This window comes from Paenibacillus glucanolyticus NBRC 15330 (genome assembly GCF_004000885.1).
Classification (GTDB): Bacteria; Bacillota; Bacilli; order Paenibacillales; family Paenibacillaceae; genus Paenibacillus_AQ; species Paenibacillus_AQ glucanolyticus.
The window spans coordinates 99,915-112,355 of record NZ_BIMC01000016.1 but is presented as its reverse complement, the minus strand read 5'-3'; the positions used below and the strand labels follow the sequence as shown (position 1 = coordinate 112,355).

At 49.2% G+C, this 12,441-nt stretch carries 10 protein-coding genes; 8 read left to right on the top strand and 2 right to left on the bottom strand.

The genetic code is table 11. The features are described 5' to 3' along the window. The first annotated feature begins 9 nt into the window (after positions 1-9). The 6 genes from PGL02S_RS20795 to PGL02S_RS20770 all read left to right on the top strand — a co-directional run bounded on the left by PGL02S_RS20795 (position 10) and on the right by PGL02S_RS20770 (position 8,517). Positions 10-1,329, top strand: coding sequence for a dihydrolipoamide acetyltransferase family protein (locus tag PGL02S_RS20795; RefSeq protein WP_006209703.1), 1,320 nt, complete (start codon positions 10-12; stop codon positions 1,327-1,329). Positions 1,330-1,332: 3 nt separating this feature from the next. After that, positions 1,333-2,748 (top strand): dihydrolipoyl dehydrogenase, encoded by a 1,416-nt coding sequence (lpdA, locus tag PGL02S_RS20790; RefSeq protein ID WP_006209704.1) that lies wholly within the window; start codon positions 1,333-1,335, stop codon positions 2,746-2,748. Between the two features lie 198 nt (positions 2,749-2,946). Beyond that, positions 2,947-3,741, top strand: a complete 795-nt coding sequence (thyA, locus tag PGL02S_RS20785; RefSeq protein ID WP_006209705.1) for a thymidylate synthase — start codon at positions 2,947-2,949, stop codon at positions 3,739-3,741. Positions 3,742-3,797: 56 nt separating this feature from the next. Further along, positions 3,798-4,292 (top strand): dihydrofolate reductase, encoded by a 495-nt coding sequence (locus PGL02S_RS20780; RefSeq protein ID WP_006209706.1) that lies wholly within the window; start codon positions 3,798-3,800, stop codon positions 4,290-4,292. A gap of 335 nt (positions 4,293-4,627) precedes the next feature. Next, complete coding sequence (locus tag PGL02S_RS20775) at positions 4,628-6,115, top strand: glutamate synthase subunit beta (RefSeq protein ID WP_006209707.1); 1,488 nt, start codon at positions 4,628-4,630, stop codon at positions 6,113-6,115. A 116-nt stretch (positions 6,116-6,231) separates the two neighbouring features. Then, positions 6,232-8,517, top strand: coding sequence for a type IA DNA topoisomerase (locus PGL02S_RS20770; RefSeq protein WP_063455999.1), 2,286 nt, complete (start codon positions 6,232-6,234; stop codon positions 8,515-8,517). A 75-nt stretch (positions 8,518-8,592) separates the two neighbouring features. On the opposite strand, the gene PGL02S_RS20765 is transcribed toward PGL02S_RS20770, so the two are convergent. Both PGL02S_RS20765 and PGL02S_RS20760 read right to left on the bottom strand, forming a co-directional pair. After that, on the bottom strand, positions 8,593-9,330 hold the full coding sequence (locus PGL02S_RS20765; protein WP_036638057.1) for an HAD family hydrolase: 738 nt from the start codon (positions 9,328-9,330) through the stop codon (positions 8,593-8,595). Between the two features lie 16 nt (positions 9,331-9,346). Next, entirely contained in the window at positions 9,347-10,264 is a 918-nt protein-coding gene (locus PGL02S_RS20760) for an ArsR/SmtB family transcription factor (protein WP_036638060.1), read from the bottom strand. A 130-nt stretch (positions 10,265-10,394) separates the two neighbouring features. Here PGL02S_RS20760 and PGL02S_RS20755 point away from each other — a divergent pair, with 130 nt between their 5' ends. Together PGL02S_RS20755 and PGL02S_RS20750 are read left to right on the top strand one after the other, a co-directional pair. Then, positions 10,395-11,576 carry an MFS transporter gene (locus PGL02S_RS20755; protein WP_036638064.1) on the top strand — a complete coding sequence of 394 codons (1,182 nt, stop codon included), beginning with the start codon at positions 10,395-10,397 and terminating at the stop codon, positions 11,574-11,576. Positions 11,577-11,659: 83 nt separating this feature from the next. Beyond that, complete coding sequence (locus PGL02S_RS20750; RefSeq protein ID WP_036638066.1) at positions 11,660-12,379, top strand: phosphonate ABC transporter ATP-binding protein; 720 nt, start codon at positions 11,660-11,662, stop codon at positions 12,377-12,379. The last annotated feature ends 62 nt before the right edge of the window (positions 12,380-12,441 follow it).

The following is a 12,441-nucleotide window of genomic DNA, read 5'->3' as shown; positions in this document are numbered from 1 at the left end:
GTTTTTCAGTTGGCAAAATTTGAATATCGTTTTCCAGAGCTGGGTGAAGGTTTGCATGAAGGTGAAATCATCAAAATGCATATCAAGCCAGGCGACAAAGTAACAGACGACGACATCATCATGGAAGTACAGAACGACAAAGCGGTCGTGGAAGTTCCTTGTCCCGTGAACGGTACGGTTCAAGAAGTTTTTGCCAAGGACGGTCAAGTATGCCGTGTCGGTGAAGTGGTTGCTATCATCGATGCTGAAGGCGACATTCCTGAGCAAGAAGCTCCAGCTGAAGAGCAAGCCGCTCAAGAAGCCGACGCAGCTAAGGGCAGCGCGGATACAACTTCTTCCCCGGCTCAAGATGCTCCGGCTGACGCTAAGCAAGGCGGAAACGGTGAAGCGGCAGCGCCAGCAGTACCTAACCGTGAAGTTTTGGCTACACCTAGCGTGCGTAAATTCGCTCGTGAGCAAGGCGTAGACATCACACAAGTACAAGGCTCCGGCAATAACGGCAAAGTAACACGCGAAGACGTTGAAGGTTTCAAGAACGGCGGCGGCCAGGCAGCAGCGGCTCCTGCACAAGAAGCGTCTTCCGAAGCTAAAGCAGCTCCTGCAGCATCCGCAGCGGTGGATACTCGTGCAGAAGAAGAACGCGTACCATTCAAAGGAATCCGCAAAGCGATCTCGAATGCGATGGTTAAATCGGCATACACAGCTCCGCACGTTACGATCATGGACGAAGTTGACGTAACCGAGCTGGTAGCTTTCCGTACCCGCATGAAGCCAATCGCAGAGAAAAAAGGCACAAAAGTTACGTATCTGCCATTCATCGTAAAAGCACTCGTTGCGGCTAGCCGTCAATTCCCTGCTTTGAACGCAATGATCGATGAAGAAGCGAACGAAATCGTGTACAAGAAGTACTACAACATCGGGATCGCTACAGATACAGACAACGGTCTGATTGTACCGGTTATCAAAGATGCAGATCGTAAGAGCATCTGGATGATCGCTGACAGCATCCGTGATCTGGCTGCTCGCGGCCGTGAAGGCAAACTGTCTCCTAACGAAATGAAGGGCAGCACAATTTCCATCACGAACATCGGATCTGCAGGCGGTATGTTCTTTACGCCGATCATCAACTTCCCAGAGGTTGCTATTCTTGGTACCGGCCGCATCAGCGAAAAAGCGGTTGTGAAGAACGGTGAAATTGTTGCGGCACCTGTAATGGCATTGTCCCTGAGCTTTGACCACCGTATCATCGATGGTGCTACAGCTCAACACTTTATGAACTATATTAAACAACTGCTCGCTAACCCTGAGCTGCTTGTTATGGAGGTGTAACTAATGGTAGTTGGAGATGCTTCTTTGGATATTGATACCCTAGTCATTGGTGCTGGTCCTGGTGGTTATGTGGCGGCGATTCGTGCCGCCCAACTGGGTCAAAAAGTTCTGATCGTTGATAAATCGGAGCTCGGCGGTGTTTGTTTGAACCGTGGTTGTATTCCTTCAAAAGCGCTGATCGCTGCTGCTCATCAGTTTGAATCAGCTAAGCATGCGGATGCATTCGGTATTTCTGTAGAGAATGTAAAAGTTGATTTTGCAAAAACACAGGAATTCAAAAACGGCGTTGTTAAGAAAATGACCAGCGGCGTATCCGGCTTGCTGAAAGGCAACAAAGTTGAAGTTTTCAACGGTGAGTGCATGTTCATCAACGAAAACGAAGCGCGTGTATTCAACGATCATGAATCTCCGCGTTACCGTTTCAAGAACTGCATCATTGCTACAGGTTCCCGTCCAATCGAACTGAAGCCTTTCCCATTCGGCGGACGCATCCTGTCTTCGACCGAAGCGCTGAACCTGCCAGAAGTACCGAAGAGTTTGATCGTTATCGGTGGTGGATACATCGGTGCCGAGCTTGGTCAAATGTACTCCAAATTTGGTTCAAAGGTTACCATCATCGAAGGTCTGGACAGCGTACTGGCTGGCTTCGACAAAGACATGACCAGCCTTGTTACGAAAAACATGAAGAAAACCGGTATCGAGATTATTACAGGTGCAAAAGCTGAAAGTGCTGAGCAGAATGATAAAGAAGTTACTGTGAAATACTCCGTGAACGGTGAAACGAAGGAAGTAACGGCAGACTACCTGTTGGTTACTGTCGGCCGTCGTCCGAATACGGATGGTGAGCTTGGTCTGGATCTGATCGGTATGGATCTTGACGAGCGCGGCTTTGTAAAAGTCGACCATCAAGGTCGCACCAGCATTCCTCATATCTTTGCTATCGGTGATATCGTATCCGGTCTGGCACTTGCTCATAAAGCATCTTACGAAGGTAAGGTTGCTGCTGAGGTGATCTCCGGAATGCCATCTGTTGTTGACTACAAATGTATTCCAGCTGTGGTGTTCACAGATCCGGAATGTTCCAGCGTAGGTTACACCGAAGCTCAAGCGAAGGAAAAAGGCCACAAAGTAAAAGCAGGCAAATTCCCTTACGCAGGCAACGGACGTTCTGTATCCCTGAACCATCCTGAGGGCTTTGTGAAGATCGTAGCCGAAGAAGGAACAGGACTTATCCTCGGTGCACAAATCGTAGGTTTGGAAGCTTCAAACCTGATCGCTGAGCTTGGTCTTGCCATTGAGATGGGTGCTACACTTGAAGATGTAGCTTTGACTATCCATGCGCATCCGACTTTGGGCGAAATCGTAATGGAAGCTGCGGAACTGGTTATGGGTCATCCGATCCACATCATTTCCCGTTAATTCTAGGACACTACCTTAGTCATTATATATTTGGCCAGGAGGCAGAGAACGCGCAGGCGGTTTCTGCCTCCTGTTTTTGTTTTTTTGCGGATGATCGAATGTATGGATTATCGTAAAATGCAGAGTTATTTTCTGCGTGTCATACATTCCACGATCATGGTAGACTGTTGATATGAGATTCTAGTGAGGTGACTATAGATGAAACAATACTTGGAGCTGCTGCAGGACATACTGGATCATGGTGTAGAGAAGGGAGACCGCACGGGGACCGGGACGCTATCCGTATTTGGAAGACAGCTGCGTTTTGATCTTTCACAAGGGTTCCCGCTAATGACAACGAAGCGGATTCACCTTAAATCGGTTGTACACGAGCTTTTATGGTTCCTGAGCGGGGAAACGAACATTCGATATCTCAAAGAGAACGGCGTGCGGATATGGGACGAATGGGCGGATGAGAATGGCGATCTGGGTCCGGTCTACGGTTCGCAATGGCGGGCTTGGGAAACGCCGGATGGACAACATATCGACCAGATTGCAAACGTGATCGAGTCAATTAAGAATAACCCCGACTCCAGGCGGCATATCGTCAGCGCCTGGAATGTGGCGGAGATTGAGAACATGAAGCTGCCTCCATGCCATTTTGTGTTCCAATTCTACGTTGCGGGCGGGAAACTCTCCTGTATGCTGACCATGCGGTCTGTGGACAGTTTCCTGGGCCTCCCGTTCAACATTGCCAGTTACGCGCTGCTGACCCATATGGTTGCACAGCAATGCGGGCTAGAGCCTGGTGAATTCATTTGGTCCGGAGGGGACGTACATATCTACTCCAACCATATGGAACAGGTGAAAACACAACTTGAGCGTGAACCGTACGAGCTGCCGAAGCTGATTATTAAGCGCAAACCGGAGAGTATTTTTGACTATACATTTGACGATTTTGAATTTGAGGGCTATCAATATCATCCGACCATCAAGGCAACTGTAGCCGTGTAATTCCTTTGAATCTGTTGCATGACAATCTATCAGAGCAAGGAAGGAGATGATCTATCATGATATCCATGATATGGGCAATGGGCAAGGATCAGGTGATTGGCTTAAACGGAACAATGCCGTGGCGTTTGCCGCGGGACATGGCTTTTTTCAGGGAGAAAACCTTGAACAAAACGATTCTGATGGGGCGTAAAACCTGGGAATCTTTTGGCAGTAAACCGCTGCCGCACAGAACGAACATTGTGCTTACCAGGGACGAGAATTTTACGCTGTCGGAGGATCAAGGGATCGTTCTTCACGATATCGAGGATGCTACGGCTTATTCGAACAACGGAGAATTAATGGTGATTGGCGGAGCACAAATCTACGAGAAGATGCTGCCCAAGGCAGATCGTCTGTATTGCACGTTCATTGACGAGTCTTTTGAAGGGGATACTTACTTCCCGGAGGTGGACTGGGATCAATGGCAGATTATTGAAGAAATCCCGGGTATTACAGATGAGAAAAATCCATACACTTACCGGTTTGTTATTTATGAGCGAAAACACAAGTAGTAATGAGCACCAATTGAAGGGATAGACTGCAGCTATCTATCTATGTTGTGAACCCTGGGATAGTAGGATAATACAAATGATCATGCATATAGTCCATTTAACAGGCGAAAAGCGAAATGCTACTATATTTCTAATGTTTATACACATTGCTGCTTAAATAGCCGCAAATAGTAGGGTTTTGGTACTGATAAAAATTTTTTTAGTTTAAATAAGAAAAAATAAATCAGGCTGAATGCTGTTTCTGTGGTTATCTGACGATAGATGTCGGATGATTTATGATATGATAAATTGTACATGGTAATCAGCATGGATAGAACGGATGGGGGTAAAGCAGTATGTCTACACCAACAGGATTTATGGAGTTTCAGCGCCAGCTACCGGTAGACCGGAGCCCGGCAGAACGAGTAAAAGACTGGGAAGAGTTTCATAAACATTTAGAAGAAGAAGAGCTCCAGACCCAGGGAGCACGCTGCATGGACTGCGGTACACCATACTGTCATACAGGGATCGATATGATCGGCGGCACATCCGGCTGCCCGATCCACAATTTGATTCCGGAATGGAACAATCTTGTTTATCGAGGCTTGTGGAGAGAGGCTCTCGAGCGTCTTCACAAAACAAATAACTTTCCTGAATTTACAGGACGCGTATGTCCTGCACCTTGCGAAGGTTCGTGTACAGTAGGCTTGATCGGGGAGCCGGTAACGATTAAATCCATTGAGCAAGAGATTATCGACAAGGGCTTTGAAGAAGGCTGGGTTGTCCCTGAGCCGCCTGAGAAGCGCACGGGACGCCGCGTTGCCGTTGTTGGTTCTGGTCCAGCGGGGCTGGCAGCAGCTGCCCAACTGAACAAAGCGGGCCACTCAGTGACTGTGTATGAGCGTGCAGACCGCATCGGCGGTTTGTTAACTTACGGAATTCCATCCATGAAGCTGGATAAGGGCGTTGTTCAGCGCCGCGTGGATCTGCTTGCGGCTGAAGGTGTGGAGTTCGTGGTCAATACCGAGATTGGCAAGGACATTGCGGCCAAGCAGCTTATGGAGGATTATGATGCTGTCGTACTGTGTGGCGGTGCAACAAAGCCGCGTGAATTCAACATTGAGGGCAGCGACCTTAAGGGCATCCATTACGCGATGGATTATCTGAATGGGACCATCAAGAGCCTGCTCGATTCAGGCCTTGAAGACGGTAACTACTTGTCGGCCAAAGACAAGGATGTCATCGTGATTGGCGGCGGTGACACGGGTTCTGACTGCGTCGCAACTGCTTTGCGTCATGGCTGCAGCAGTGTAACCCAGTTCGGTACGCATAAAAAAGCTCCGCTTCAGCGCGATCCGATTGCGAACCCGTGGCCGCAATTTCCGAATGTGTATACACTCGATTATGCTCATGAGGAAGCCAAAGCGTTGTTTGGCAGCGATCCACGCGAATTTTCCATTATGACCACGAAATTTGTTGGTGATGAAGAAGGCAATCTGAAAGAACTTCACACTGTGCAGATCGAGCGTATCGTGGATGAAACCGGACGAAAAGTATATCAACCGATTCCGGGCACGGAAAAGGCTTTCCCGGCACAAATGGCGTTCATTGCTATCGGGTTCGACGGACCGGAGCAGACGCTTGTAGAACAGCTGGGACTTGAAACGGATCGCCGTTCCAACGTGAAAGCCCCTTATGGCAAATATACAACCAATGTGGACAAAGTATTTGCTGCCGGCGATATGCGCCGCGGACAAAGCCTGGTCGTATGGGCGATCAATGAAGGCCGTGAAGTCGCACGCGAGGTAGACAAATATTTGATGGGTGCTACGGTTCTGGTTTAAACCCTCTCCTAAATATGCTATCATAAATAGTAGTTAAAGGGACTTCGCGAGAGCGAAGTCCTTTTTGGAGTTAGCCACTGCGCACGGGGCAACTCGGTCGGGGAGGAGAATGTCATTTGAAAACGTTGGTCATTGCCGAAAAGCCGGATATGGGACGGAACATTGCTGCGGTAATCGAGCCGCGAGCGAAGAATAACCGTACATATCTTGAAGGAGAGCAGTATATCATAACTTGGGCTATCGGACATCTGGTAGGGCTTGCTGAGCCGGATGCATATGATCCGAAGTATAAACGCTGGAATTTACGGGATCTGCCGATCATTCCGGAGCAGTTCAAAATCATCCCGAATCCGAAAACCAAGGACCAATTGAAGGTCATTGGCGAGGTAGCCAAGCGCTGCAGCCATATCGTAAATGCTTGTGATGCGGGACGGGAAGGACAGTATATTTTCGCCTTGATCCAGCAGCAATTAAAGCTCAGACAACCCGTAAAAAGATTATGGATATCGGATTTAACAGCGGAGAGCATTGCCAAAGGTTTTGCGGAGCTGAAGGACGGGGTGGAATTCGAGTATTTGACCCAAGCCGCACGCGCACGCAGTGAAGCGGATTGGCTGATCGGCATGAATGCGTCACGCGCCTTTACAACGCGTCATCAGACATTACTGTCCGTAGGGCGGGTGCAGACGCCGGTTCTTGCTCTTATCTATGATCGGCAGAAGGAGATTGAAGCCTTCGAATCGCAAACCTTTTACGATGTGTTGGCGGTGTTTAAGCAAGAGAAGCTGGAGTATACCGGGACATGGCAGGGAGAACGGTTGACCTCCCAGGAGAAAGCGGACACGATCGCTGCCAAGGTGAACGGTAAGAACGGTGTCATTGCGAAATATGAAGTGAAGGAAACCAAGGAATATCCATTCAAATTGTATGATTTGACACTTCTCCAGCGCGATGCCAATGCCAAGTACGGATACTCTGCCAAAAAAACGCTGGATCTTGCACAAGCGCTATATGAACGCCATAAGGTGATCTCGTACCCGCGTACCAACTCCAACTATGTCAATGAACAGAACATTGAAGGGATGCACAAGGCGCTTCATATGTTAAAATCGACCCCCTATGCCTCCATGGCGGAAGGGGCCGAGCCGAGCCGTGTTAATATCAACAACAAAGCCGTATGCAATCCGCAGCGGGTAGAGGATCACCATGCCATCCTCCCGACATTGAAGCGTCCGGGCACGCTGAGCAAGGAGGAGCAGCATATTTATGATCTGGTCATCATCCGTTTTCTGTCGCATTTTTACCCACCGGCGAAGTACAAGCAGCATACGGTGCTTACCGAGGTTGAGGGAGAGACGTTTAAGACCGGAATTAAGGAGCTGCTGTCCCTCGGCTGGAAGGTGCTGATAACCCGGGATAAAGAGCAGAAGAAGGCCAAGCCTTCCTCTAAGAAGGGAAAAGAGGACGAGGAAGAGGAGACCCAGGAGTGGAACGATCGCTCATTCGACCTGGTTCCCGATCATCCCGTTCACTGTAAAAAGTCCGAAGTGAAAGAAAAGGCGACCCAGCCGCCGAAGAGTTACACGGAAGGGACTTTGCTGAAGGCGATGGAAAGCGCCGGAAAGTCCATTGAGGATGAAGCACTTCGGGATGCCATGAAGGACAGCGGGCTTGGAACGCCGGCAACCCGGGCAGCAACGATCGAGCGTTTGAAAAAGGTTGGATATATTACGATGCAGGGCAAGAAAATCACCGTAACCCAAAAAGGAAGAACGGCGGTTGAGCTGATCCGGCATGCAGGAGTAGAATTGCTGGCTTCACCCGAAATGACAGGCCAATGGGAGCGGCGCCTTAACCAAATATCCAAGGGTGAGGCTTCGGCAGACGTGTTCATGCAAAATGTGCAGAAGTTTACCATTTCCATCATAAACAAGGTATCCTCGCAGCGTCCTGCACCTTCGTCCTTATTCGGTGGAGATGAGGACAAGGCGAAGGGCAGAGGGAAGCGGAGCACGGGGAAAGCGGATGCCGCGGCTCGCGCCCGCGAAGAGCGTCCCGCGAAGAGTGCTCCCAAATCTAAGACAGCAACCGATGCGTCGTCCGTGCGATCACCGTTAGGGCGTTGTCCTAGACCCGGGTGTGACGGGCAGATTATTGAAGGACGCAAAGGTTATGGCTGCGCGAACTTCAAGACCGGCTGCAGTTATGTGATCTGGAAGGAATTTGCGGGCAAGAATGTTACGCATGCGATGCTGAAATCCTTGCTGCTTCAAGGCAAAACCCAGGTATTATCTTTTAAAAATGATGATGGCAGCACGTATAAGGGCAGGATTGTGCTGGCTGCCGACGGTAATGGAAAGCTATCCGTACAGGCAGAGGATACAAGCGCGTCCGTGAAGTAAGGGTTGTCATGTAGAGTAAAGCAAAAAACCGGGCCAATTCAGGATGCTGTCCTGAGCGGCTCGGTTTTATTTGGTTTAATTTAAATGCTCCTGAATGACTTCAGGCACCTCGGTTAAGGCGGAAACGGTGTACAGCACATTATGGGGTTCTTGTTTCAGCTCCACCAGATTATACTGCCACTCCCGCTGCTGCTTGATATAAATGCTATTAATACCAGCCGTCAGAGCCGGCACCACATCCGTGCGAAGCGAGTTGCCAATCATCCACGTGTCGGAGCGGTCGAATGTTCCTAGGCTCAGGATTTCTTCCAGGGCCGTAATATTTTTATGCTGACGGATATAGATACGATCATTAAAATACTCCGCTAGTTTCATTTGTTCGATTTTACGTGTCTGAATTTTGGGTTCTCCACCGGTGTACAGGTACAATTGATGTCCTTCATCTCGAAGCTCCTCCAATGTCTCAATCATGCCGGGATAAGCCTCAATTTCCTGATCATACACACTTAGACCTAATTTGAAGAGCAGCTCCTCTTCTTTTGGAGAGCTTCCTCTTCCGTGAACCTTGCTAAAATAATGATACGTAGCGATCAGGGATTTGGGGAAGTTAACGCTTGCGAATCCCATCTTATCCACGCCGGCTACGTCGATTTCCATCTGTTTGGTACGGATATCCTGAGTAGTTACACCATACTGCTGGAACCATTCGGTCATCCACTCGAAATAATCACCCAGGATCAGATCGAAATATTTGTTGCAGTGAATCAAGGTGTCATCCATGTCGAAAATAATATGCTGTGGTGTTTGGCTCATGGTAAGCTCCTTCTTGCTATGAAAGTCGAATGTAGGTCTCTAGGAACATCTGCAGTTCGGATGCTCCATCCGGTCGCAGGCTGAATCTTTCGTTATTTTCGGATTTCAGATGGGAGCGCAGCAAACCTGCCGCCCTCAATATCATTAAATGATGCATCAGATCTTCATAAGGCTGCCCCAGTTCAGTTGCCATTTCGGATACGGCCTTCGGCTCGTCCGCAATATATCGCAGGAGACGGAGACGTTCCGGATCCGCAAGCGCCTCTGTCATGCGCAGGAGCACAACGGGGGGTTCATCTTCCTCTTCCTCCGGGATATCGATCGGATATTGGAGCAGGAGTACATTTTCATAGAAGCAATAGGTATTGATCGGGCGAAAATGAGTTCCGGGGAACAAGACCACATGTTCCTGCCGCACATCGTCCAGGATAACGCCGCTTGAGGCGTATTCGATCAGGTTCTCGTCGTCCATTTTGGGAAGAAGCATCCGTTTTTCCTCGGCATCTTCCTCCAGCAAATGATACAAATCCCGTTCCACATTGGAAAAATAATGCTCATACCAGAGTTTCATGAGTGGTGTGTAGTCTGCTCGGATTCTAGAGATTTCATCCAGTGACAGGGACGGCAAATGCGGCTGCAGCAGACCATGGAGTTCCTCCACAGGGGATGATTCAATCCACTGAAGAAAATCCGGAATCTCCTCATGTTCTCCCCTAAGCATGATCAGGGCATATAATACGTCATAATCGGCCAGCGGCCATAAACGGGCTCCACTGAACTGGACGCGCACCTGCTGAGGCAAACGTTCGTCCATCTCGGTAATAAGCTGCTTTCCGATATCCAGGTTATCGGTCCATTTTCTTGTTGCATATATCATGAAGCTGCCCAGCAGCTCGTACACCATGGATACATCAATACTAACTTTGTACTTCATTACACAGATACCCTCCCAATTGATGGCATTGTTCTTATTATGGCTTGTATCGATTGGGCTTGTCCACTATAATGTTCATCTGACTGTTTAAATTCATCGTTTTTTCACATTAGAGGAGGACTATATTGCAGTGGCAGAAGTTGTAAACCCCCGTCAAGGGAGAACTCATTATTTTATATTAATTGCCGTCGTGGTTGCGGCGGGCTTAAGCCAGGGACTGTTACTGCCGGTACTGGCTATATTTTTGGAACGGATGGGCATCTCCTCATCCATGAACGGATTGAATGCAGCCGCACTATACGTTGGATCCTTTGCGATGACGCTGGTGGCCGAGAGGGTTCTCGGGTGGGTCGGCTTCAAAAAGCTGATTGTGTCCGGGCTCGTTCTGGTCATGCTGTCGCTTGTCGCATTTCCATTAATACCGAGTGTGGCCGTCTGGTTTGTGCTCCGGGTGCTTGTCGGTATTGGCGACAGTGCCCTTCATTATGCGGCACAGCTCTGGGTGCTCATGATGTCAACGGCCAAAAACCGGGGGCGGAGTATATCCTTCTACGGCATGTCGTACGGACTGGGATTTAGTATTGGGCCGCTGGGCATTCCTCTATTAAAATATGGCGAAGCGGTACCGTTTCTGATCCTGGCGGTACTGTTCTTGTTCATTCTGTTGGTTGTGCTCTTTAAGCTCCCGAATCTGAAGCCGGAAAAAAGCGAAAACGGGGAACAGCAGCCTGGAGGCCGGTATCTCAAAAGCTACCGCTTAGCCTGGTTTGCATTAATCCCTGCTTTTCTGTACGGGTACATGGAAGCGGGGATTAACAGCAACTTCCCTGTATATGGATTAAGAAGCGGATTCACTTTAGGCGAGATCTCGGCCCTGCTGCCTTTTGTCGGGATCGGCGGACTCCTGCTGCAGCTTCCGCTCGGAATATGGAGCGACAAATTCGGACGGAAACGGGTGCTGACCATCGCCGGGATCGTGGGCGGGTGCTGTTTCTTGCTCATACCGGTGGCAGGAACGAATTTCTGGGCAATATTAGTATTGTTAACTCTGGCGGGAGGATTGGTCGGATCGTTCTTCTCGCTTGGGCTGGCTTATGCTGCCGATATACTTCCCCGAGTGCTGCTGCCGGCAGCAAACGTGGTGGCTTCCTTCCACTTTAATGCGGGCAGCATAGCAGGTCCTAATGCCGGTGGGGCTATTATGGAAACCGGGTGGAACGGAGGCATATTTGTTCTGCTCGGAGGCTTGTATATTTTGTTTGCTTGTACGGGTTTATGGTTTAAAGTCAAATCTGTATCTCCACAACAATAGAAACATGTGTTCTCATGGCAATTGCTTTCGCTTTCTTCTAAACTAGAGAGTAGGAATATGCACTTGACGGGAGAGACGATAACATGATTAAAGTGGATCGCCTGAAGAAAACGATGGGCCCTGAACGCACACCGGTGTTAAAGGATATTACTTTTCAGATGGAACACGGGGAAATGATCGGTCTGATCGGTGCAAGCGGAAGCGGAAAAAGTCTGATGATGAGCTGCCTCTCCATGCAGCAAAAATGGGATGGCGGCAAGTTAACCATCGATGGCGAAGATATGATGAATCCTGCTGGAAAACGGAGGATTCGCCGGGAATGGGCTTATCTTGAGCAGAACCCGGCCTTAAATGTAAATCGTACCGCACTTAAGAACGTATTGATCGGGCAATCCAGCCAAACGCCGATGTGGCGAATGGTTACGGGGATGGTTCGATCTGATGATTATATGGGGGCCATGGATACAATCGAGCATCTTGGTTTATTGGACAAGGCTAAGCGCAAGGCAGGCGAGCTCAGCGGCGGCGAGAAGCAGCGAATTGCCATTGCACGGGCACTGGTCCACGGGGCCAAGGTTATATTGGCCGACGAACCGGTGACGGGGCTCGATCCGGCCTCGGCCGAACACGTGTTGAAGACCCTTAAAACATTGTGTGAAGAAGAACGTTTAACGGTATTTACCGTTATCCCCCTGGAGCTTGCCGAGAAGTATTGCACCCGCATCATGGGTCTTGCGGGCGGGCAGCTTGCAGTGGATGTAACCGGGAGACGTTTAACGCATGGTGAGAAGTCAAGACTGTAATTATCGTTCGCCATATATCTAGGTGAATGTATAGAAATGAGTTGATACTTATTGAAATATAG